Genomic DNA, 24013 nt, shown 5'->3' with positions numbered 1-24013 from the left:
CCCACCCATCCGATCCGGGCACGGCCCCGAACCCCTGACGACCGCACCAACGAGACGAGGGAAAGTCACATGTCCACCACACGCATGCTTCGCCGCCCCACCGCCACGCTCAGCGCCGCGATCGCCCTCACACTGGGCCTCGCCGCCTGCGGCAGCTCCGAGCCCGAGGCCGCCCCCGCGGCGACGCCCACGCAGGAGATGACCACCGACGCCACCGAGGAGATGACCGAGGAGATGTCGGCGGCGCCCGAGGTGCCGGCCACCGTCATGCCGATGGGCACCGGCGACCCGTTCGCCGACGCCCGCACGGCAGCCCAGCACATGCCGGAGACCGCGGCCACCCTCGCGGCCGGCTTCGCCGCCGCCCTGGAGATCCCGGGCGAGACCGACTCCGAGGCCGCCGACCTGCGCGCCGGCCTGACCGCCCTGCTCCAGGAGCACGTCTACCTCGCCGGCATCGGCGTGGCCACCGCCTACACCGCCGGCGCGGACTCGCCCGAGTTCGAGGCGGCCGCCGCCACCCTCGACGCCAACTCCGTCGCCCTCGCCGACGCCGTCGGCTCCCTCGCCGGGGACGAGCAGCGCGAGGCCTTCCTCGCCCTGTGGCGCGAGCACATCGGCTACTTCGTCGACTACGCCGTCGCCGTCAAGGGCGGGGACGACGCCGCCCGGGACGCGGCTCTCGCCTCCCTGGACGGCTACACCGGCCAGGCCGGGGCGTTCTTCGAGGAGGTCAGCGGCGGCGCTCTGCCGGCCGCGGACGTCGCGATGTCCCTGGAGATGCACGTCACCACGCTCACGACCGCCATCGACGACCTCGCCGCCGGCAGCCCCGAGGCGTACGGCTCGCTGCAGGCCGCCGCGGCCCACGTCGGGGAGGGCGCCGCGGTCATCGCCGGTGGTCTGGTCTCCGCCGCGGGCCTCCAGGGCGACCCGGCCGACGAGGCCGCCACCCTGCGCGCCCAGCTCACCGCCGGCCTGCAGGAGCACGTCTACCTCGCCGGGCTCGCCGTCTTCACCGCCTACACCTCCGACGGCGGGACGTCCTCGGCGGCGTTCGAGGCGGCCGCAGCCACCCTCGACGCGAACTCCGTGGCCCTGTCCGAGGCCGTCGGGTCCCTCGCCGGGGCCGAGCAGGGCGAGGCGTTCCTCGCCCTGTGGCGCGAGCACATCGGCTACTTCGTCGACTACGCGGACGCCGTCGCGTCCGGTGACGACGAGGCCGCGGCGGCCGCACTGATCGAGCTCGACGGCTACCGCGGCGAGGCCGGGGCGTTCTTCGAGGAGATCTCCGGCGGCGAGCTGCCCGCCGACGCCGTCGCCGAGGGGCTCGCCATGCACGTCCAGACCCTCGGTGGGGCGATCGACTCCCTCGCCGAGGCGCTGGTCGAGGCCTGAGGGACCCCAGCACGGACGACGGGCGGTGGACCGATGGCGACGCTGACGGTCCACCGCCCGCCGTCGGTGTGTCGCGACCGGGGGCGCGGCCCGGCTCGCGACACACCGGCGGCCCGGCCGGACGATCCGGGACACAATGGGTGCGTGACCTTCCCCGGACGGGCCCAGACAGGGGCCGGCGCGAGCGAGGCCGCCCCGAGCGAGGACACCCGGCGCGGCGCGACGGCGCACGAGGCCCGCACCCGCGACGACCGGGCCGGGCGGGTCGATGCCCTCCTCACCGCCGTCGCCCGGGGGGACCAGGAGGCCTTCGCGGTCCTGTACGACGAGACCGCCCCGATGGTGCACGGCACGGCACTGCGGGTGCTGCGTGACCCGGACCAGGCTGCCGAGGTCACCCAGGAGGTGCTGCTGGAGGTCTGGCGCACCGCCGACCGGTTCGACCCCGGCCGTGGCAGCGCCCTGGCGTGGGTCGCGACCATGGCGCACCGGCGGGCGGTGGACCGGGTCCGCGCCGTGCAGTCCGAGCGGGACCGCGACCACCGGGCCTCGGCCCGCGACTACGACCGGCCCTTCGACGAGGTCGCCGAGACCGTCGTCCAGCGCGAGGACCGTGACCGCATCCTGAGCTGCCTCGGGACCCTCTCGGACCTCCAGCGCGACGCCGTCACCCGCGCCTACTACGGGGGCCGGACCTACCGGGAGGTCGCCGAGGACGTGGCCGCCTCCCTGCCGACGGTGAAGTCCCGCATCCGGGACGGCCTGCTCCGCCTGCGAACCTGTCTGGGGATGGACCGATGAGCGATCACCGCGCCGAGCGCGAGCTCCTGGGTGCGTGGGCGCTGGACGCCGTCGACGACGTCGAGCGCGCCGCCGTCGAGCGCGCCATCCGCGAGGATCCCGAGGTCGCGGCCGAGGCCCGGGCGCTCCGCGAGACCGCCGCGGTGCTCGCCACGACCCAGGCCGCCCCGCCGCCCCCCGCCCTGCGGGAGGCCGTCCTGGCCGCCGCCGCGGCGACCCCGCAGGAGACCGCCCCGGCCGCCGGCCGCACCGCGGGCACCTCGACCGAGGCGCACCGCCCCACGACCGTCCCCGCCGCCACCGCCGGCCGGAGCGGTTCCGCGCGCCGCGCCGCGCCGCGCCACCAGCGCTGGCTGGCCGCCGCCGCGGTGCTGCTCGCCGCGGCGGTCCCGGGCACCCTCGCCGTCCAGCAGGCCCAGCGCGCCCAGCTCGCCGAGGACCAGGTCGCCGCGATCACCGAGGCGCTGGCCCGGCCGGGCGCCGAGCTGCTCAGCGCCGACGTGACCGGCGGGGGCCGCGCGGTCGCCGTCGTCGGCGACGAAGGCGCGTTCTTCACCGTCCGGGACCTGCCGGCCCTCGGCGGTGACCAGGACTACCAGCTCTGGGTGATCGACGACGGCGGACCCACCTCGGCGGGGATCGTCGAGGCCCGCGGGGGACTGGCGAGCACCGAGCTGGACCAGGTGCCGGACGGCGCCGTCCTCGCCATGACGGTCGAGCCGGCCGGCGGGTCGGACCAGCCGACGACGACGCCGATCGTGGCGATGCCGCCGGCGTAGCTCAGCCCCGTGGGGCGACGACCCGCCACCCGCCGTCGTCGTCGCGTGACCAGCCCTGCTCCGCCGCGGCGGGCGTGACCCGGTCGGTCAGCCAGAAGGTCTCGTCCGGGTTCCAGCCCGCGAGCACCGTGCTCAGGTCCTCGGTGACCGGGATCGCCCGTCCGGCGGTCGTGAGGTAGCCGGACACGGTCAGGTGCACGGCGTCGAGGTCGTCCGCGGCGCGGAACCAGTCCGGCTGGACCCAGCGCGAGTCCTGTCCCGTCGTCCGGTACCAGTCGTGCCGGCGCGACGCCGTCACCTCGAGGGGATAACGCCGGCACAGCTCCGCCCACGCCAATGGCCCGTCGATCTCGTACACCGCCGCCTCGGGCGGGACCGTGACCGGTCGCGCGGTGGCCTCGTCCCAGCCCCCGGCGTCCTCCACCAGCCACAGTCCGGCGGGGCCGAGGCCCGCGAGCCTGCGGGTGGTGCGTCTGAGGTCGGACGGTGGGGTCGACCACCACGTGCCGCTCCAGCTCGCGCTCGGATCGTGGGGACGTTCCCGCGCGGCCCTCGCCTCCTCGGCGGCCGCGCCATGACGCCACCTCGCGAGGCGCTCGGCCACGGTCTCCGGCGGCGGCGCCGGCGTCGGCGTCGGCGTCGGCCCGTCCGTGAACGTCACCGACCACTGGTCCGACCTGTCGACCGGGTTCGTCCACCATGCTGCCGCCGCTGCACCGGCGACGACGTGCGCGACCCGGGCGAGGGCCTCACGCACCTCCTGGGCCGCGGCGAGGACGTCCTCGCCGTCGGGCTCCTGCCAGTAGCGCGCGAAGTCGACCGCCAGGCCCAGGGCGTCGAGCAGTGTGCGCGGGCCGGGGGCGCTCAGCGGCACGGCGTCGAGGAGGCGCGCGACGTCGGCAGTCGAGGGCCGTGGCACCTCCGGCTCCTCCGTCCCCGTCGCGTCGGCGAAGGCGAGCACGACCCGGGACGTCCCGCGGCCCGGGTCGAGGTCGTACGCCGCCCACGTCACCGCGACGCGGAGCTCCTCGGCCTCCCGAGCACCACCGCCCTCGCCGGGCATCGCTGCGAGGGCGAGACACAGCCGCCTGCCGCGGGGACCGGTCAGCAGCTCGTCCGGGTCGATGGTCACTGCCTCACCGTAGGGCGGGCGCCCGGTCCTCCGGGCACACACGGGCCCGCAACCGGATCAGGACTGATCGCTCTGTGACCAGCCAGGGCGGCCACCCGCCACTGCTCACTCTGTCGCCAGCAGCAGCGGGACACTCCGCCACTGATCACTTTGTTGCCGAACGATCCCGGTAGACCACTCTCGCTCGGTTACGGGGTGATCGTTCGGCGACGAAGGGATCGTTCGCGCGGAATCGTTCGACGACGGGGTGATCGTTCGCAGGCGGGCGAGAGGGGGTCCGGCCTACGGCGCCGACGCGAAAAACTGCGCGACGAGCGGGACGGCGGTGTCCGCCCCCGAGACGCCCTCCTCGACGAAGACGGCAACTGCGAGGTCGTCGCGGAATGCGATCGTCCAGGCGTGCTCGCGGGTGTCACCGGTCTCCCCGTACTCCGCGGTGCCGGTCTTGGCGTGGACCTCCCCGGGAACGCCCGCGAGCCCAGTACCGGTGCCCTCGAGAACAACGGCGCGCATCATCGCGCGCAGGGCAGCTGCCTCCGCCTCGGTGATCGGCGCCGGCTCGGCAGCCTCCTCGCCACTCCCGGCGCTGTCGTCGCCCCCGCCGTCACGGTCCCCCTCCGACGCTGCGGGTGGTTCCCCGCCGACGTCGGTGACCAGGACCGGGCTCACCCGCGCACTGGCGGCGACGCTCGCCGCCACGGTCGCCATGGCCAGCGGCGAGGCGGTGACCCGGCCCTGCCCGATCATGGCGGCGGCCAGCTCGGTTCCCTCCTGCTCGGCCGGGACGTCGCCGACCACAACGGGCACCCCGACGTCGACCGGCACGCCGAGCCCGAGACTGGCGGCGGCCGCGGCCAGGTCGCCGGCGGACACGCGGTCCCGCACCCCGATGAGGGCGGTGTTGCAGGACGTCGCGATCGCTCGCTCCAGGGTGGTCGCGCCGAGCCCGTCGTCGGGGAAGCCGGGATAGTTCGGGAACTCGCGGCCGTCGGCGACCACCGTGGCCGGGCACTCGAGCGCGTCCGTCGGTGCCAGGCCGGAGCGCAGCAGGGCCAACGCGGTGGCGACCTTGAAGGTCGACCCGGGGGGATAGGTCCCCAGGGTCGCGGTGCTCAGCCCGGCGGAGCCCGGACCGCTCGCCGCGACGAGCACCTCCCCGGTGGACGGGCGCACGGCCACGAGCGCACTGGCCGAGCTCACCGGTTCCAGGATCCCCTCGGCGACCATCTGCAGCTCGGGGTCGAGGGTGGTGGTGACGTCCGCCCCGGGCTGCGGCTCCGACTCGAACAGCTCCTCGGTGGTCCCATCACCGTGCCGGAGCACGACCGTCGTACCCGGCTCCCCGCGCAGCGCGTCGTCGTACCGGCGCTGGAGGCCGGAGAGCCCGACGACGTCGCCCGCCCGTACAGCACCGTCCGACTCCTCCACGATCTCCGCCGTCGCCGCCCCGACCGTTCCGAGGACCGGCCTGGCGAACCCCGCGGTCGGGGCGAGCGGGAGCGTGCCCTCGACCCCGAGCACCCCGGGCACGGCCAGACCTGCCTCGACGTCGAGGTCGCCGTGGTCGAACCGTCGGACGACGATCGCCTCGACGAAGGCGCGCTCCCCCGCGGCGGCGACCCGGTCGGCGTACCCCTGGGGATCGTCGAAGCCCAGGATCTCTGCCAGGGCGAGCGCCGCGGCCGCGGGATCGGCGGTGTTGGCCTTGTCGACGCCGATTCGCAGCACCTCCCGCTCCGTGACGATCTCGACGCCACCCGCACCGAGCACGGTCCCGCGCGCCGCCGGCGTCCGGCTGAGGTCGAGGACACCGCCGTCGTCGCCACCAGGGTGCACGAGGGTCCGCGCCCACGGCACCAGCCACGACTCGCCGTCGTACATGAGCTCCGCCGTCGTCGTCCAGGTGAGGTCGGCCGGCGTGGAGTCGACGTCGACGGTCCACACCAGCTCGACCGGGACGACCGGGCTCTCACCGCTGTCGTCGACCCCGCCGACGGTGGCCTCCACCTGGCGTGGGAGATCACCGACCGCGCCTAGCACCTCCGCGGCCTCGGCGGGGGCAGTCTCACGCCCCTCCGACGCCAGCGGCGCGGCGGTGAGATCTCCGCTCTGCAGGGCGGCGGCGAGGTCCTCCGCGGCGCCATCCGCCGACGGCGGCCCCGAGGTGCACGCGGCGAGTCCGGCCGAGAGAAGGACGACGGCCAACAACGCTGCTCCCCGCCCGGGTGCCGGAGGCCGCGCCCGGAGAACTGGAGGAGGCGTGCCCCCGACCGGCCGGGCGGACGTCGAGCGGTCCGGACCGTCCGCGGAGATGACCATGCCGCCCATCTTGCCAGCCCTCCGAAAAGGGGGCAGATGACCAAAGCGCCGGTAAAGCCCCGTCGCCATTCCTCGAGCGGGCGTCCACGTCCCTGTCATCCCAGGACGGCGCACAACCCACGGACGCGGCGACCACATCCGTCGGCTCAACCGGTGACTCTGACTACCTCGACCAGGCGAGCCGCGCGCCGCGCCAGAAGTCGTTGAGGGCGCCGTTGGTGCGGACGAACCAGATCAGAGGACCGATCACAAGAGCGGCGCCGGGCACGACCCACAAGCCGGTGAGTGCCGAGACGGGCGGTCTCCACGATCGCGACTCGTAGAGCCGACCGACCGTGTGCGCGACCAGGAACGGGGAGACGACGCCCGCGAAGAGGGCGATGAGAACTGCGGCACCGCCGCCGATACCGGTACCGGTGTGGCGTCGCATCTCGTCGTGGACCGAGTAGTACCAGTAGAGGCGGTACAGGCCCAGCGTGAGGATCATCAGGACGATCACAGTCCCGGTCCCGCGGACCGTCCCGGTCGGGGCTAGCTGCACGTACCGGTTCGCCGGGACGGGCGCGCGCGCCTGCCCGCTGTGGGGCCCGGCGGCTCCGTGCCACGGCGACCGCTCCGGGTGGGCTGAGGAATGTCGGTTGTCACTCAAATCGGTCCTCCGGAACGGTCCTCGTCCCGCGAAGCATATGGGGGCAGCGCGCCTTCGCGAGCGCGTTCCCCTTCCTGACCGCGAAGGACCGGCGAGCTCGGGTCCGCGCCCACCTGGCGGGACCACCTCTCCACCATCCGGACGCCGACCTACCCTGGGTAGACGGATCGGCACCGTGTCGGCCCGGACGGAGGTGAGACCCATGACCGGAGCAGATCTGCGCGAGGCCGCCCGCGAGCGCATCCTCGTCCTCGACGGCGCCTGGGGCTCGCTCCTGCAGCAGGCCGGCCTGACCGAGGAGGACTTCCTCTTCGACGGCGCCGAGGCCGCCCGCTCCTACCAGGGCAACTTCGACCTCCTCGCACTGACCCGCCCCGACGTCATCCGCGACGTCCACCGCCGCTACTTCGAGGCCGGCGCGGACATCGCGACGACCAACACCTTCACCGCTACCTCCATCGCCCAGGCGGACTACGGCACCGAAGCACTCGTCCCGGAGATCAACCGCCGCGCCGCGGGCCTGGCCCGCGAGGTCGCCGACGAGCTCACCGCAGCCGACGGCCGCCCCCGCTGGGTGGCCGGCGCGATGGGCCCCACCAACCGCACGGCCTCCCTCTCCCCCGACGTCGAGCGGCCCGAGTACCGCGCCGTCACCTACGACGACCTCCGCACCGCCTACACCGAGCAGGCCCGCGCGCTTCTCGACGGCGGGGCGGACCTCATCCTCGTCGAGACGGTGTTCGACACCCTCAACGCCAAGGCCGCACTGCACGCCGTCGAGGACGTCAGCGCCGAGCTGGGCCGCCGGGTCCCAGTGATGCTCTCGGGCACGATCACCGACGCGTCCGGCCGGACCCTCTCCGGGCAGACCCCCGAGGCGTTCGTCATCTCCACCGAGCACGCCGACCTGCTCTCGGTCGGCCTCAACTGCGCGCTGGGCCCGGAGGCCATGCGCCCCTACCTCGGCGAGATCGGCGCCGTGACCGAGCGCCTGGTCTCCGTCCACCCCAACGCCGGCCTGCCCAACGCCTTCGGCGGCTACGACGAGACGCCCGAGCAGATGGCCGCCACGCTCGGCGACTTCGCGACCCACGGCATGGTCAACATCGTCGGCGGCTGCTGCGGGACGACGCCGGAGCACATCGCCGCCATCGCCGCTGCCGTGCGCGACGCCCGCCCGCGCACCGCCGAAACGCTCCCGCACCGGCTGCGCCTGTCCGGCCTGGAGCCGTTCGAGGTCACGCCCGAGCTGAACTTCATCAACGTCGGCGAGCGCACCAACGTCACCGGCTCCCCCCGCTTCCGCGCCGCCGTCATGGACGGCGACTGGAACCTCGCCATCCAGATCGCCCGCCAGCAGGTCGACGCCGGCGCGCAGATCATCGACGTCAACCTCGACGAGGGCATGCTCGACGGCGTCGAGGCCATGACGCACTTCCTCAACCTCCTCGCCGGCGAGCCGGACATCTCCCGCGTGCCGGTGATGGTCGACTCCTCCCGCTGGGACGTCCTCGAGGCGGGCCTGAAGTGCCTCCAGGGGCGCGGCGTCGTCAACTCCCTGTCCCTCAAGGACGGTGAGGAGGAGTTCCTGCGCCGGGCGGCGGTGGTGCGCAGCCACGGCGCCGCCATGGTCGTCATGGCCTTCGACGAGCAGGGCCAGGCCGACACCTACGAGCGCCGCACCGAGGTGTGCGAGCGTGCGTACCGCCTCCTCACCGAGCGCGCCGGCGTGCATCCGCAGGACATCGTCTTCGACCCCAACGTCCTCACCGTCGCCACCGGCATGAGCGAGCACGACCGCTACGCACTGGACTTCATCGAGGCCACCCGGTGGATCAAGGCGAACCTGCCCGGCGCCCTGGTCAGCGGCGGGATCTCCAACGTCTCGTTCAGCTTCCGCGGGAACAACGTGGTCCGCGAGGCCATGCACACCGTCTTCCTCTTCCACGCCATCCGCGCGGGCCTGGACATGGGGATCGTCAACGCCGGGATGCTCGGCGTCTACGAGGACATCGACCCCGAGCTGCGCGAGGCCGTGGAGGACGTCGTCCTCGCCCGGCGCGAGGACGCCACCGACCGCCTCATCACCCTCGCCGAGAGCTACCGCGGCCAGGCCCGCGAGGCCGGCGACGGCGCAGCCGCCCGGAACGCGTGGCGCGAGGCCCCCGTGGCCGACCGGTTGCGCCACGCGCTCGTCCACGGCATCGCCGACCACGTCGTCGAGGACGCCGAGGAGGCCTACACCGAGCTCGGCTCGGCCCTGTCGGTCATCGAGGGCCCGCTCATGGACGGCATGGACGTCGTCGGCGACCTGTTCGGCAGCGGCAAGATGTTCCTCCCGCAGGTGGTCAAGTCCGCCCGCGTCATGCGCCGGGCCGTGGCGCACCTGACCCCCTACCTCGAGGCCGCGGCGGCCGAGACGGGCGGCCACGTCAAGGGCCGGGTCGTCATGGCCACCGTCAAGGGCGACGTCCACGACATCGGCAAGAACATCGTCGGGGTGGTCCTGGCGTGCAACGGCTACGAGGTGACCGACCTCGGCGTCATGGTGCCGGCGGCGAAGATCCTCGACACCGCCGCCGAGATCGGCGCCGACGTCATCGGCCTGTCCGGGCTCATCACCCCGAGCCTGGACGAGATGGTCGGCGTCGCGACCGAGATGACCCGACGGGGTCTGACGACGCCGCTGCTCATCGGCGGCGCGACCACCTCCGCAGCGCACACCGCCGTCAAGATCGACCCCGCCTACTCCGGCACGGTGGTGCACGTCGTCGACGCCAGCCGCGCGGTCGGGGTGGCGGCCGACGTCATCGGCCGCGAGTCCGTCATCGCCGCCCGGGTCAGCGCCGAGTACGCCGAGCTGCGCGAGCGCCACGGGGCGAAGAAGGTCACCCTCGTCGACCTGGCGACGGCGCGCGCCGGCAGCCGCGCCGTCGACGCGCCCGGCCAGCCCACCCCGCTGGTGCTCGGCCGGCGGGTGATCGAGCCGGACCTCGCCGAGCTCATCGACATCATCGACTGGACGCCGTTCTTCTCCGCGTGGGAGCTGCGCGGCACCTACCCGGCGATCCTGGACGACCCGCGCCAGGGCGAGCAGGCCCGCCACCTCTTCGCCGACGGTCAGGCCCTGCTCGCGCGGATCGTGGAGGAGAAGCTGCTCGTCGCCCGCGGCGTCGTCGGGCTGTGGCCCGCGCACCGCGAGGGCGACGACATCGTCGTCGAGCCGGGCGACGGCGGACCGTCCGACGGCAGCGCCCGGCCCGACGGCGGCCCCGCGGGCTCGTCGGCCGGCGAGGGGGTGCGCTTCCACACCCTCCGTCAGCAGAAGGAGCGCGCGAACGGGTACGCGGCGCTGGCCGACTTCGTCGCCCCGGCGGGCGACCACCTCGGCGGCTTCGCCGTCGGCGTCCACGGCGCGGACGAGCTCGCCGCGACGTTCCGGGCCGACCACGACGACTACTCCGCGATCCTCGCCCAGACCCTCGCCGACCGGCTCGCCGAGGCGTTCGCCGAGTGGGTCCACCGGTACGTGCGCCGCGACCTGTGGGGCTACGCGCCGGACGAGGACCTGCCGGTCACGGACCTCGTCCGCGAGCGCTACGCCGGCATCCGCCCAGCGCCCGGCTACCCCGCGCAGCCGGACCACACCGAGAAGCGCACGCTCTTCGCCCTCCTCGGGGCGGACGAGGCCGGCATGGCGCTGACCGAGTCGTGCGCGATGACGCCGACGTCGGCGGTGTCCGGCCTCATCATCGGCCACCCCGAGGCGAAGTACTTCGCCATCGGCAAGCTCGGCCGCGACCAGGTGACCGACTACGCCGCCCGGAAGGGCTGGTCGGTGGCCCAGGCCGAGACGTGGCTCGGGCCCAACCTCGGCTACACCCCGTAGGCGCCGGACGACGCTCGCCGCGGGTCCGTGCGTGCACGGACACAACGGCCCGCCCTGCTGAGGCCGGACCGGGTTGGACGCCCGTCAGGCGGGGGTGAGGTCGGCGTAGAGCTCGCGCTTGGCCTGGGCGTACCTGCGCCTGCCGAGCAGCGCCCACAGCAGCCGCGCGGGTGCGGGCACGTTCTTGAGGAAGTGCTTGCGCTCCTCCGGGTCGAGGCCGTCCAGGATGGCGCCGAGCTGCATGAGCAGCTTGTCCTTGGGGATCCGGGCCATGCCGTGCTCACCCATGAGGTCCCACTCCGCCTGGGTGAGGGTGACGGCCGCGACCGGGGCGATGTCCTCCTCCTCCTGGCCGAGGTGGCTGAAGAGGCTGCCGCGGATCTCGTCGAGGGTCCCGGCGACCCTCTCGCCGTGCGCCGCGGTCGCGCCACCGCGCCAGGCGGCGACCTCGCCGTCGAGACGGTCCAGCAGCTCGGCGATCCGGGCGTGCTGCTCGCGCATCTGCCCCACGTGCATCGCGCACGCCGGGGCCCGCTGCTCGAGCCGGTCCCAGAGGACCTCGTCCTCGCCGGTGTGGTGGATGTGGAGGGCGCGGGAGAGGTCGTCGACGTGGTCGGCGACCACCCGGGTCCGCTCGGCGCTGCCGTCGGGCACCGCGCGGACGAGCTGCGGCGCCTCGGCGTAGAGCCGGCGGAAGAGGTTGTGGATGATGATGAGGTCGCCCGTCTCGCAGGCGGGCGTCCCGTCCGGGCGCTTCTCGGGACCGACGGGGTTGCGGCGCGCTTCGGTGGTCATGGTGGTCCTTCGGTGACGAACGACGTGGCACGCGCCAGTGGCGCCCCGCGGTGGGTGGCGCCCCCAGCAGCCACCCACCGCGCAGCGCTTACCGGCGCGTCACCTCCACCGGGGTGCGGACCACGGTGGTCCCGGGGACACCGCCCGCGGTCATCGACGTGGTCACGAGCCCGGCGCCGGCGCGCAGCCCCTCGGCCGTGACCGTGTAGACGAGGCTCCCGCCCGGGGTGGCGTCGGTGGACGTCACCCGCAGGTCGACGCTGGGCAGGACCGCCTCCATGTCGCCCTGGCCGAGCGCGTTCTCGGCACCGACGAGGAAGTCCTGACCGGCCGGGTCAAGCTGAGGCGCGGCGTAGGTGAACGAGATGTCCTCGACACCGTTCACGCCGATCCACGTCTGGAAGCTCCGGAGGTCCGTGGTGCCCCAGACGTTGACCTGGTGCTCGATGACGAGCCAGGTGTTCACACCGTCCGTGAGCGTGCCCGCGTAGATCCCGGGCGCCCCGGTGCCGTCGAGGTCGGTCCAGAACGGGGCGAGCACGTTGTTCGGCGGGGCCGGGTCGCGGCCGGCCGGGAGGTTGCAGCAGTTGTTGTCCTCGCTCGTCCCGCCACCGACGACGAGGTAGCCGTTGGAGTCCACGCCGAGCGTGTTCCACGTCTGCCCGGCGAACTCGAAGGCCGGGACGCTGAAGTTCACGATGTCCTCGTCGCCGACGACGGTCGGCGCGATCCCGAACAGGGACAGCGCGAGGTACCCACCTGCCGGCGATGCACCCGGCGCGACGTCCGGCACACCGAGAGCAGCCCCCGCGAGGGTCGCCTGCGCCGTGGCGCTCCGCGGACCGGTGAGAACGGCGCCCGCGGCGGCCCGGAGCAGGAGCGGCTGGTTGACCGTCGTCGTCAGGTCGACCGCCTGCTCGTCGAAGGTGTTGTTGACGGCCTCGACGGTGCACTCGGTGAGGCCGCCGACGGCGATCGACGCGGGGTCGCAGGACTGGCTGAGGCTGATCGCGCCCTGGGTGGGCACGAACGCGACCGGCAGGTGCAGGGCTCCGCCGCGGCCCTTGGGGGTGAGGAGGATGCTGCCGAACTGCTGCTCGCCCGTCGCCTCCGCAGCGGCGATGGTCACCGTGAGGGTCTGGGACGCGCCGGGGAGGACGTTGAACTTCGCCGGCGTCACGGTGATCGAGGTGCCCTCGGGCGCCGTCGTGGTCACGTCGATCTTCTGGATGGTCGAGGTGTGGTTGGTGACCGTGCGCGTCGTCGTGACGGACCCGGGCATCGTGGGGGCGTTGATCGACGGGATGTTGAGGTCGATCGCGGTGAGCTCACTGCCACCGAGGTCGAAGAACCGCTCCTCGGTCTCGTCCAGGGTGAGGACCGCGGCCGCCGCGGCGCCGACGTCGATGCGACCCGAGCCCATGTCGAACGGGTCGGCGGGGGTGGTGAGGTCCTCCTTGACGACGCCGGTGGTGGCGGTGGTCATGAGGGCGGAGCGGACCTGGCCGGGCGTCCAGTCCGGGTGTGCGGCCATGAGGAGCGCGCCGGCGCCTGCGACGTGCGGGGAGGACATCGACGTCCCCGCGATGGCCTGGAAGTACTCGTTCGCCGGGCCGCTGGTGATGGTCTCCATGACCGGGGTGTCGCCGGCGAGGATCTGCACGCCGGGCGCGGTGAGGTCGGGCTTGATGGTCAGCCCGGCGGGGCCGCGGGAGGAGAAGGCGGCCATGACGTCGCCCTGGCCGTCGCGTGCCTCGCCAGCCGCGAAGGACCCCATGATCGTCTCTCCGGCGTGCGCCGTCATGAAGGCGACGAAGTCGGTGCCGTCGGCGAGGTGGACCGTGGGCAGCCAGTGGGAGTCGGTCTCGTTGTCCTGGAGCGTGGGGTTGTAGAGGATCATCCCCGCGGCGCCGCCCTGGAGGACGTTGTAACCCTTGTCGACGCGGGCGTTGACGCCGCGCTCACAGGCGACGATGACGCCCGTGAAGGTGCCGGGAGCGGCCGGCTCCTGGCAGAGCGCGTCGCCGTACGGCTCCGCGGAGGACATCACCACGGGCAGGGGGCCGGCGCCGGCAGTGATGGAGGCGCCGTCGACCGTGAAGGTCTCACCCTCAGCGGTCAGCTCGAGCGTGGTCGCGAACTCGCGGGTCTGGGTCGAGGCGGCCACGGAGGTCACCCACGGCGAGAGGTGGTTCGCCGTCGAGGCACCCGGGCCGCTGTTGCCGGCGGAGGTGGAGACGAACACCCCGGCGCCGTAGGCGTCGAGGAAGGCCAGCTCCACCGGGTCGGTGAAGGGGTCGGTGCCGCCGGAGATGGAGAAGTTGATGACGTCGACGCCGTCCATGACGGCCTGGCCGACGGCTGCGGCCGAGTCGGAGCCGAAGCAGCCGTCGACGCCGCAGACCTTGTACTCCATGACCCAGGCGCCGGGCGCGATGCCCTGGACCGGGCCGCGGTCGACACCGAACACCTCGGCGTTCTCGACCACGTTGCCGGCGGTGGTGGAGGTGGTGTGGGTGCCATGCCCGTTGGAGTCACGCGCGGTGTGGAACGGCTCGGCGGCCGCCCGGGCGGGGCTGTTGAGGTAGGTGGTGAGGAAGGCGGCGCCGCCGATGAGCTTGTTCTGGCACTCGAACACGTCGGTCTCGGCGGTGAGCGGGTTGTCCCCGAAGTCGCACTCCCGCGGGTCGCCGGGCGGGGCCTCGAGGTTCCCGAGGTCGGCGAACGAGGGGTGCTCGGGCCAGACGCCGCTGTCGAGGTTGCCGTAGATGACCCCGGCGCCGGCGTCGGCCGCGGTGCCGAGAGCGTCGTAGACGGGTGTGGCGTTGATGAACGCCGGGCTGGCGTCGGTGAGCGGCTGGCGCAGCTCGTCGAGCTGGACCGCCACGACGCCGTCGACGGCGAGGACGTCCTCGACCGCGGCTGCGGGGATGACGGCGGAGACGCCGCCGTAGACGGTGCGCAGGGACTGCCCGACCTCGAGTGTCGGCACGGCGGCGGCGAGGTCGGCGACGACGTCGCTCTCGAGCTCGGCGACGTGACGGCCGTAGGCGCGCTCGGCCGGCGTGGCGCCGGTGAGCTTGCGCCCGGTCACCCGCGGGCTGGTCGCGGCGAGGTCGTCGACGCCGCCGGCGTAGCTCGCGACGGCGTCGTAGTCGAGCTTGATGACCACGTTGACCGGGTCGCCGTCCGAACGCTCCAGAAGGGCGTCGGGGGTGCGCGCGAGGCGCGCCGACGCGGACTTCCCTCCGGTGACGGTGCCGTCCGGCTCGAGCGCCTCGGCACTGAACGCGTCGGGCGCGGTGGGCGAGGGGGCCGCCCCGGCAGGGGCGACGGCGAGGGTCAGGGCGAGGGTCGGCACGGCGAGCGCCGCCACCCCCCACCGGCGAAGTGCGCGAGGTTCCATGGAGGTGACCTTTCTCGTGGGCGACGCCGTCGCCCCGCCGCGGCCTCGTCTACGAGACACGTGTCGTGGAAGTTACTCCTGCCCGGCGCTGGTGGGAATGGTGCGCTCCGGGGGCCCCAGCCTCCGGGGCCCCGCCGACCGGGACGACGACGGGGAGGGAGCGGGCTGGGCCCGACTCAGCCCGCGACGACGACGAGCACCGCACCCGCCGCCGAGACGGCCAGCGCCGCGGTGCGCAGCCGGTTCGCGTCGAGCCAGGGGCGCACGAGCCGCGACAGGACGAAGCCGAGGACGAGGGCGGGCAGGAGCGCCACGGCGATCGTCACCGTCCGGGCCTCGAGCGCGCCGACCGCGAGGAGCGCCACCAGCGAGAACACGGAGCCGGCGATGAAGTAGGCGCTCATCGTCCCGCGCATGCGCGGGCCCGACGAGCCCTGCCAGACCAGCGCCATGGGTGGGCCGCCGATCGCCGTCGCCGTCCCCATGACGCCGGAGGCGAGCCCCGCGGCGACGACCGCTCGTCGCCGGGGCTCCGGCCGCCACCCGGCGATGCTCAGGCCCACACCGGCGAGCACCGAGGCGGCGAGGGCCAGGCTGAGCCCGCGTGTGGGCAGGGTGGCGACGAGGGCGGCGCCGACGGCGGTCCCCGGCACACGTCCGACCATCGCCCACCCGGCGCCGCGGAAGTCGATGCTGGCGCGCTCGCGGACGGCCACCATGAGCGCGACCGACGTGCCGAGGATGACGACGGCGCCGGGCAGGAGCGTGGGGTCGACGAGCGCGATGACGGGTGCGGCGAACAGGCCGAGGCCGAACCCGATGGACGACTGGAGGCCGGCGGCGAGGGTGATCGTCACCGCGACGATCGCGAACTCCGCACCGCTCATGCCACCCCCGACCTACCCGGCGGACCGATCAGGGCCGCCCGTCAAGGCTAGCGGCAGCGCTTCCACCCTCGGTCCGTCGCTGCCGGAGGCTCGGGCCACCACGTCAGGACGGGGCGAGCGCCGTCGCCGGCCCGGGCCCCCAGTCGCTGCGGGCGTGGGCGAGGTGACGGGCCATGACCAGGGCGGTCCGGTCGGCGTCGCCGTCGTCGATGGCCGCGAGGAGCTCGACGTGCTCCGCGGCCGACTCCTGGAGCCGGCCCTCGCGGGCGAGCACCTGCAGGCCGTAGAGGCGGGTCTGGTCGCGCAGCTGACCGACGAACTTCACGAGCCGCCCGTTGCCGAGGAGCTCCAGCAGCCCGAGGTGGAACTCGCGGTCGGTGACGAGGAACTCGCTGAGGTCCTGGCGGCGCGCGGCCTCCTCGCAGCGCCGGGCCGCCGTGCGGACGGCGCCGGCGTGGGCGCCCAGCCCGAGCTCGGCGAGACGGCCCATGGCCGGCACCTCGAGCATCATGCGGAGCTCGTGGACCTCGTCGAGGTCGTGGTCCGAGAGGTCGGTCACCCGGAAGCCCCGGTTGGGGACGACCTCCATGATGCCCTGCTCGACGAGGGTGAGCATGGCCTCGCGCACCGGGCCGGACGAGGTGCCCAGGCGCGCGGCCATCGACGCGGCGGAGTGGATCTCGCCGGGCCTGATCTCCCCGGAGACGAGGTCCTGGCGGATGACCTCGAGCGCCTGGTCCTTGAGGCTGGAGCGGTTCAGCACCGTGGCTCCCGCACCGCTGCACGCACCGGCCGGCTCACCGGTGCGCCGGGAGGTGGCCGAAGCGGTGGAGCGTGCGGGAGACGGCCTGCTCGCGCAGCACCCCGAGGAGCTCGCGTCGCCCGGTGGCCAGGACCGGCCCGTGCAGGACCGTCACGTCCGGGGTCCACAGGGCGTCGACGAGCGCCGACGCCTCGGGTCCGCCGCCGATCACGCGCACCCGCTCCAGCCCGTCGCGCCGCACCCGTGCCACGAGCTCGTCCGGGGTCTCGGCGCGGTCGACGTGCTCGGCGAGGCGCCGCAGGCCTGCCCTGGCCCCCTCCCCCGCGCCGTCGAGGTCCTTCAGGGCCGCGCTCGTGGCGGGGTCGAGGCTCACCCGCACCGGGGTTCCGGCCAGCTCGGCGGCGAGGAGAACCCGCACGAGCTCGACGACGGCGGCACCGGGGACGGTCCGCACCGTCAGCGGGGCGGGCCGGTAGCGCAGGACGTTCTCCTCCACGGACAGCCCCGTGGGGTCGGCGGCGCGCCCGAGCTCGGCCTGCCACGCGGCGGCGTCGGAGGCGACGGCGGCGCGCAGCCAGGACCGGTCGGCCTGGGAGATGACGAGCCCGGTGTAGTCCGAGAGGGCGCGGCGCACGTGGGCGGGCGGCTCGGCCTGGCGGGTGGGGACGCCGTCGGGGGCCCAGGTGCCCAGCTCGGCCACGTAGTTGGGCCCACCGGCCTTGGCGCCGGGTCCCATGGCCGAGGCCTTCCACCCGCCGAAGGGCTGGCGCTGGACGATGGCGCCGGTGATGTGGCGGTTGACGTAGGCGTTGCCGACCTCGACGTGGTCGAGCCAGTACTCGATCTCGGTCTCGTCGAGGGAGTGCAGCCCGCCGGTGAGGCCGTAGGCGGTGGCGTTCTGGAGCTCGACGGCCTCGGCCAGGGTCTCGACCCGCATGATGCCCAGCACCGGCCCGAAGCACTCGGTCTGGTGGAAGAAGGAGCCGGCGGCGACGCCGTCCTTGAGGCCGGGGGACCACAGCCGTCCGGTGTCGTCGAGGCTGCGCGGCTCGACCAGCCAGCTCTCGCCGGCGTCGAGGGTGGTCTGGGCGCGGTGGAGCTTGCCGGTGGGCGGCTCGATGACCGGTCCCATCGTGGTGCCGAGATCGGTGGGCCACCCGACCCGCAGGGACGTGACGGCGTCGACGAGCTGGCGGTGCAGCCGCTCCGAGCGACCCGCCGAGCCGACGAGGATGACGAGCGAGGCCGCGGAGCACTTCTGCCCCGCGTGCCCGAACGCGCTGCGGACGAGGTCGGCGACGGCGAGGTCGTAGTCGGCGGCGGGGGTGATGACGAGGGAGTTCTTGCCGGAGGTCTCGCCGAGCACGCGCGGCCCGCCGGGCCGGCCGGTGCGCCAGGAGGCGAACATCTCGGCCGTCTCCGCGGCGCCGGTGAGGATGACGGTGTCGACGCCCTCGTGGGAGACCAGGGCCCGCCCGACCTCGCGCTCGTCGGTCCGGACCACCTGGAGGACGTCCCCCGGGACCCCGGCCGCGTGGAGCGCGGCCATGGCCGTCTCGGTGCACCCGGGCACCGGGTGGGCGGGCTTGATGACGACGGCGGAGCCGGCGGCCAGCGCGGCGAGCACGCCGCCGGTGGGGATGGCGACGGGGAAGTTCCACGGCGGGGTGACCAGGGTGAGCACCGGCGGGGTGAAGACGGCGCCGTCGGTGAGCAGCCCCCGCCCGTCCAGCTCCTCGGCGCGGTCGGCGTAGTACCGCGCGAAGTCGATCGCCTCGGAGACCTCGGGGTCGGCCTCGGCGACGGTCTTGCCGCCCTCCGCAGCCATCACCGTGACGAGGGCGCCCCGGCGGGCCTCGAGCTCGTCGGCGGCGCGACGCAGGACCGCGGCCCGCTCCCGGCCCGGCCGGGCGGCCCAGACGGGCTGGGCGTCGCGGCCGGTCGCGACGACGTCGTCGACCTCGGCGGCGGAGCCCAGCATGCGGGAGGTCAGGGCCGGCGGGGTGGTGGCGACGGCGTCGGCCGCCCAGGCCCGGGTCTCGGGCAGCGCGGGGTCGGAGTCGGTGGTGTTGGTGAACCGCGGCCCGGCCGGGGGCCGGTGGGCGGTGCGGCGCGGCTCGGTCGGGCCGGCGGCGAGGTCGCCGACGGAGTCGCGGAAGCGCCGCTCCTGGTCGGCCATGGCACCGGGCTCGCCGGCGAAGAGCCCGTGGAGGAAGTTCTGCGACTGCGCGTTCTCCTCCAGGCGCCGGATGAGGTAGGAGACGGCGACGTCGAAGTCCTCGGGCGCGACCACCGGGGTGTAGAGGATGACGGTGCCGACCGTGTCGCGCACCGCGCGGGCCTGCGAGGGCGCCATGCCCTGGAGCATCTCGACGTCGAGCGCCGCGCTCACGCCGCGCGTCTGCGCGAGGAGGTGGGCGAGGGCGACGTCGTAGAGGTTGTGCGAGGCCACGCCCACCCGGACCACGCCGGCGAGGTCCGGGCGCAGCACCCGCTCGACCAGGCGCAGGTAGTTCGCGTCCACCTCGGCCTTGGAGGTGTAGGGGGCCTGGGCCCAGCCGTGCAGCTCGGCCTCCACCTGCTCCATGGACAGGTTCGCGCCCTTGACGAGGCGGATCTTGATCGGTGCCCGGCCGGCGGCGACCCTGCCGCGGGCGAACTCGACGAGCCGCTCGAGCGCCGCGGCGGAGTCCGGCAGGTAGGCCTGGAGCACGATGCCGGCCTCGAGGTCGTGGAACTCGGCCTCGGACAGCAGCGCCGTGAAGACCTCGATGGTGAGGTCGAGGTCGCGGTACTCCTCCATGTCCATGTTGACGAAGGCGTGCGGCGAGCGGGCGACGGCGGCGCGGTAGATGGGCCGGAGGCGCTCGATGACCCGGGCGACCGTGCCCTCGGTGTCCCAGGTCGAGATCTGGGAGACGAGCGAGGAGACCTTGATCGAGACGTAGTCGACGTCCTCGCGACCGAGGAGCGCACGGGTGCGCTCGGCGCGGCCGGCCGCCTCGCCCTCACCGAGGACCGCCTCGCCGAGGAGGTTGATGTTGAGCCGGAAGTCCTCGCTGCGGGCGCGGGCGAGGTGCTCGGCGAGAGCGGGGTCGTGGGCGTCGACGACGAGGTGGCCGACCAGCTGGCGCAGGCGCCGCCGCGCGAGCGGGACGACGACACCCGGGGCGAGCCGGGCCACCCGGGCGCCGACCCCGAGCAGGGCCCGGTCGGTGGTGGAGAGGAAGCCCGCGGCCGCGGCGGAGGAGATGGTCGAGAGCTCTTTGGCCGCGACACGGGCGTCCTCGGGCCGGGCGACCCGGTCGACGAAGCGCACCGCGAGGTCGAGGCCCTCGGCGTCGCCGACGAGGCCGGCGAGCTGCTCGCTCGTGGCGCGCTCCGCGGCCGACTGCCCGGCCTCGGTGGCGGCGAGCCACCGGTCGGCGAGCGCGACCGCGTCCTCCACCAGGGCACTGACGTCCGCGGGGACGGTGGGGGCGGTGCGTGCGGTCATGGCGGTCCTCCGGTGCGGCGCGAGTGTGGTGAGTGATTAATTACCGACCACGGCGCCACCGTAGGACCGGCTCCCGTCGCGGTCAAGAGCCCCGACCGCGAGCGGTGGTGCACATCCGCCCTGCCCCTGACGCCGTCCCGTGCGACACCGGGACACCGGGACACCGAGACACCGAGACACCGAGACACCGAGACACCGAGACACCGAGACACCGAGACACCGAGACGCCGAGACGCCGAGACGCCGAAGAGAGTGTCGGGCATCGCCTGACGTTCTCTTCGGTCTGACCGGTCGCGCTCAGCTGGTGTGCCGGCCGAGGTCGCGCGCGGCCGGTCACCCCGGGCCGCACACCCGCGGCCGGCGCCCGAATCCTGTACGCCGACGCCAGCGTGCTGGGACGCTTGAGGCAGCAGTGACCCGACGCGAAGAAGTGGTGAGCGAGCATGACGACCAACCCCAACGACCCGGAGCGCACGACGTCCGAGCACGACGAGGGCTCCGACAGCGCGCGGACGACGCCGCTACCTCAGGAGGGTGCGGACGCGACCAGCCCGGTCCCGCAGGACACGACCGCGCCGCTGCGTTCCGAGCCCCCCTCGCCGGCTGCGGCCGCCGCCGGCGCGCAGGGCGAGGCGTGGGGCGCCGCGCCCGACCCCGCCGCAGAAGAGGACGACCGCCAGCCCCACCAGGACGACGGCCAACCGCACCAGCACGGAACGAGCCAGTCGGGATACCCGGGATACGGCCAGACCGGCTCCGGCCAGGTCGGCCCCGACTACGGGCCGACCGGCACACAGACCGGCTACGGCCAGAGCGGCCAGGGCTACGGGCCCCAGCCGGGGCAGTACGGCCAGTCTGGGTACGGGCAGCCGGGGTACGACCAGCCCGGACCTGGACAGTACGGCCAGCCCGGCCCGGGACAGTACGGCCAGCCCGGCCCGGGACAGTACGGCCAGCCCGGCCCGGGACAGTACGGCCAGCCCGGCCCGGGACAGTACGGGCAGCCCGGCTACGGCCAGCAGCAGCCCTACGCGCCGACCATCATGAGTGACGCCGACCAGCGGCTCTGGGCGACCCTCGCCCACATCAGCGGCCTGTTCTCGTTCCTCGGCCCGCTCATCATCTGGCTCGTGCTCAAGGACCGCGGCGCCTTCGTCGAGGACCAGTCCAAGGAGGCGCTGAACTTCCAGATCACCCTGGCGATCCTCGGAGTCGCGATGACGATCATCACGGTGGTGACCCTGGGCATCGGGGCCTTCCTCTACCTGTACTACATCGCCGCCGTCGTCTTCATGATCCTGGCGGCCGTGGCCGCGAACCGTGGCGAGCGCTACCGGTACCCGCTCACCATCCGCCTCGTGAGCTGAGCCACCGGCAGGGACACGGCCCCCGGGGACTGCCCGGGGGCCGTTCTCGTGCCGAGTGCGGCACGGCCGCCCTGTCAGCGCATAATCGATCGCGACATGACCGATACCCGCACGCCCGCCGCGCTCCCCCGCGAGATCTGGGTGCTCGTCGCCGCCGCGTTCGTCATCGCCATGGGCTACGGCCTCGTCGCCCCGGTGCTCCCGCAGTTCGCGCGGAGCTTCGACGTCGGCGTGACGGCCGCCTCGGTGGTGGTGAGCGTGTTCGCGTTGTTCCGGCTCGTCTTCGCACCGGCCAGCGGCCGCCTCGTCACCCGCCTGGGTGAGCGCGCGGTGTACATCACCGGCCTGCTCATCGTGGCGCTGTCGACCGGCGTCACGGCGTTCGCGCAGTCCTACGGCCAGCTCCTCGTCTTCCGCGGCCTGGGCGGCATCGGCTCGACGATGTTCACCGTCTCGGCGATGGGTCTCATCGTCCGGCTCGCCCCTCCCGCCGCGCGGGGGCGCGCCTCGGCCGCCTACGGCACCGCCTTCCTTCTGGGCAACATCGGCGGCCCGCTGCTCGGCGGTCTGCTCGCCGAGGCCGGGTTGCGCGTGCCCTTCCTCGTCTACGCCGCCGCGCTGGTGGTCGCCGCCGGGGTCGTGGCGGTCCTGCTCCGTCCGGAGGCGCTCCGCCCGCCGCCCGGCACGGTCCCACGGCCACCGATGACCCTCCGGGAGGGGTGGGGCCATCCCGCCTACCGGGCCTCGCTCGCCTCGGGCTTCGCCAACGGTTGGTCGAACTTCGGCGTCCGGGTGGCGATCGTCCCGCTGTTCGCCGTGGCGGCGCTCGGTGCGGCGCCGTGGGCGGCGGGCGCGGCGCTGGCCGCGTTCGCCGTCGGCAACGCCGCGGCGCTCGGCACGGCCGGGCGGCTGGCGGACAGCCGGGGCCGCAAGCCCCTGGTCATCCTGGGCCTCGTCGTCAGCGGGGCGCTGACCGCGGTCCTCGGGCTCACCGGCGACGTCGTCTCCCTCCTTGCCGTCTCGGCCCTCGCCGGCGTCGGCACAGGCATGCTCAACCCCGCCCAGCAGGCCACCGTGGCCGACGTCGTCGGGCAGGAACGCTCCGGCGGCCCGGTGCTGGCCGCGTTCCAGATGGCCACCGACGCGGGGCAGATCCTCGGGCCGGTCCTGGCGGGCCTGCTCGTGGACCACGTGGGCTACGGCGCGGCGTTCGCCCTGTCCGGCGGGATCTCGCTGGTGGCAGCGCTGCTGTGGCTGCCGGCGCCGGAGACCCGCCGCGAGCCCGCGGCGTCCTGACCCTTCTCTCGCCGCCCGCCCCGCCACCCGTTCCCCGTCCCACTGCGGGCCCCGTCACCCTTCCCCGTCTCACCGCGGGCCCCGCCAACCCCTTCACCTCGTCAATGCGGACCTCCCCCCGCCGTGGGTCCCCGCGACGTAGCCTCGTGGGATGAGCGCCGGCCCGCCACGGCTCCGGGTCGACCCGTCGCTGCGCCGCTACCTGGCCCCGCGGGTCCGGGACAGCGACGTGCCGCTCGAGGTCGGCGTGCCGCTGCGCCACCTCGTCCCGGCGGCCGGGCTGCCGCTGACCGAGGTCGGCGCGCTGCGGGTCGCGGGCGAGGAGGTGGGGGTGGACGTGCGGCCCCGGCCGGGCGACGTCGTCGTGGTCGAGCCGGTCCTGCGTCCGCAGCCGGTGGCGGCCTGGCGCTTCCTCCTCGACGTCCATCTCGGCACGCTCGCCCGCCGGATGCGCCTGCTGGGGATCGACGTGGACTACTCCAACTCCGCCGACGACGACGAGCTGGCGGCACGTGCCCTCACGGAGACGCGGGTGCTGCTCACGCAGGACCGCGGGCTGCTCCGACGTCGGCTGCTCGCCCCCGACGGCGGCGCGACCCCCGCGCCGGAGGCGGGCACATCCTCAGCCACCGCTGGCGCCTGGTCCGGGTACCCGGCCCGGGCGGCCGACGTGCTCGGCCGGACGGCGGCGGAGCAGCTCGCGGACGTCCTGGACCGCTTCGCACCGCCGCTCGCGCCGCTCACGCTCTGCGCACGCTGTGGCGGTCCGCTCGTCCCCGCGACCAAGGCCGAGGTGGCCGACCGGATCCTGCCCGGCACCGCGCGCACGTACGAGGAGTTCGTCCGCTGCGCACGGTGCGGGAAGCCGTTCTGGCGCGGCGCCCATGTGGACCGGCTCGAGGAGCTGGTCCGGGAGGCCGGTCGTTAGGACGTGCTGAGGACCGCGTACCCGTCGACGGCTGCGACGATCGTGAGGATGACCTGCACGGGGCCGGTGAAGCCGGCGGAGAAGCCGTCACGGTCTCGAGCCCCCGCG

General features: G+C 74.4%; 15 protein-coding genes. 7 read left to right on the top strand and 8 right to left on the bottom strand.

What is annotated here, in order from left to right; translation table 11 throughout:
- Positions 1-69 precede the first annotated feature (69 nt).
- From EDD32_RS06705 to EDD32_RS06695, 3 genes are all read left to right on the top strand, one after another.
- Complete coding sequence (locus EDD32_RS06705; RefSeq protein ID WP_123916064.1) at positions 70-1398, top strand: copper amine oxidase; 1329 nt, start codon at positions 70-72, stop codon at positions 1396-1398.
- A gap of 144 nt (positions 1399-1542) precedes the next feature.
- The gene (gene sigK / locus EDD32_RS06700) at positions 1543-2199 is read left to right on the top strand and encodes an ECF RNA polymerase sigma factor SigK (RefSeq protein ID WP_123916062.1); all 657 of its coding nucleotides are present in this window, start codon (positions 1543-1545) and stop codon (positions 2197-2199) included.
- A complete protein-coding gene (locus tag EDD32_RS06695) occupies positions 2196-2978 on the top strand; it encodes an anti-sigma factor (RefSeq protein WP_123916060.1) in 783 nt (260 codons plus the stop codon). Before sigK ends, EDD32_RS06695 begins: the two co-directional genes overlap by 4 nt.
- Position 2979: 1 nt before the next feature.
- Here EDD32_RS06695 and EDD32_RS06690 read toward each other — a convergent pair whose 3' ends face one another.
- The 3 genes from EDD32_RS06690 to EDD32_RS20110 form a co-directional block, all read right to left on the bottom strand.
- Positions 2980-4110, bottom strand: coding sequence for a hypothetical protein (locus EDD32_RS06690; RefSeq protein ID WP_123916058.1), 1131 nt, complete (start codon positions 4108-4110; stop codon positions 2980-2982).
- A gap of 282 nt (positions 4111-4392) precedes the next feature.
- Positions 4393-6315, bottom strand: coding sequence for a penicillin-binding transpeptidase domain-containing protein (locus EDD32_RS06685; protein ID WP_246006016.1), 1923 nt, complete (start codon positions 6313-6315; stop codon positions 4393-4395).
- A gap of 277 nt (positions 6316-6592) precedes the next feature.
- A complete protein-coding gene (locus EDD32_RS20110; RefSeq protein WP_341359836.1) occupies positions 6593-6970 on the bottom strand; it encodes a DUF4234 domain-containing protein in 378 nt (125 codons plus the stop codon).
- 310 nt (positions 6971-7280) lie between these two features.
- Between EDD32_RS20110 and metH the strand changes: the two genes are divergently transcribed.
- Positions 7281-10967 carry a methionine synthase gene (gene metH, locus EDD32_RS06675; protein WP_123916052.1) on the top strand — a complete coding sequence of 1229 codons (3687 nt, stop codon included), beginning with the start codon at positions 7281-7283 and terminating at the stop codon, positions 10965-10967.
- Positions 10968-11051: 84 nt separating this feature from the next.
- Here metH and EDD32_RS06670 read toward each other — a convergent pair whose 3' ends face one another.
- The 5 genes from EDD32_RS06670 to EDD32_RS06650 form a co-directional block, all read right to left on the bottom strand.
- Positions 11052-11762, bottom strand: a complete 711-nt coding sequence (locus tag EDD32_RS06670) for a hemerythrin domain-containing protein (RefSeq protein ID WP_123916050.1) — start codon at positions 11760-11762, stop codon at positions 11052-11054.
- A gap of 88 nt (positions 11763-11850) precedes the next feature.
- Positions 11851-15168 carry a S8 family serine peptidase gene (locus tag EDD32_RS06665; RefSeq protein WP_123916048.1) on the bottom strand — a complete coding sequence of 1106 codons (3318 nt, stop codon included), beginning with the start codon at positions 15166-15168 and terminating at the stop codon, positions 11851-11853.
- A gap of 176 nt (positions 15169-15344) precedes the next feature.
- On the bottom strand, positions 15345-16055 hold the full coding sequence (locus tag EDD32_RS06660; protein WP_123916046.1) for a sulfite exporter TauE/SafE family protein: 711 nt from the start codon (positions 16053-16055) through the stop codon (positions 15345-15347).
- Positions 16056-16158: 103 nt separating this feature from the next.
- On the bottom strand, positions 16159-16818 hold the full coding sequence (locus tag EDD32_RS06655) for a GntR family transcriptional regulator (RefSeq protein ID WP_123916044.1): 660 nt from the start codon (positions 16816-16818) through the stop codon (positions 16159-16161).
- A 34-nt stretch (positions 16819-16852) separates the two neighbouring features.
- Complete coding sequence (locus EDD32_RS06650) at positions 16853-20314, bottom strand: bifunctional proline dehydrogenase/L-glutamate gamma-semialdehyde dehydrogenase (RefSeq protein WP_123916042.1); 3462 nt, start codon at positions 20312-20314, stop codon at positions 16853-16855.
- 443 nt (positions 20315-20757) lie between these two features.
- Between EDD32_RS06650 and EDD32_RS19425 the strand changes: the two genes are divergently transcribed.
- The 3 genes from EDD32_RS19425 to EDD32_RS06630 all read left to right on the top strand — a co-directional run bounded on the left by EDD32_RS19425 (position 20758) and on the right by EDD32_RS06630 (position 23905).
- Complete coding sequence (locus EDD32_RS19425) at positions 20758-21681, top strand: magnetosome magnetite crystal formation protein family (RefSeq protein ID WP_123916040.1); 924 nt, start codon at positions 20758-20760, stop codon at positions 21679-21681.
- Between the two features lie 96 nt (positions 21682-21777).
- Positions 21778-22977, top strand: coding sequence for an MFS transporter (locus EDD32_RS06635; protein WP_123916038.1), 1200 nt, complete (start codon positions 21778-21780; stop codon positions 22975-22977).
- A gap of 151 nt (positions 22978-23128) precedes the next feature.
- Complete coding sequence (locus EDD32_RS06630) at positions 23129-23905, top strand: Mut7-C RNAse domain-containing protein (protein WP_123916036.1); 777 nt, start codon at positions 23129-23131, stop codon at positions 23903-23905.
- Positions 23906-24013 lie beyond the last annotated feature (108 nt).

The sequence above is a fragment of the Georgenia muralis genome, assembly GCF_003814705.1.
GTDB lineage: Bacteria > Actinomycetota > Actinomycetes > Actinomycetales > Actinomycetaceae > Georgenia > Georgenia muralis.
The sequence above is the reverse complement of the archived record's forward strand: the minus strand, read 5'-3'. Positions and strand labels throughout refer to the sequence as shown.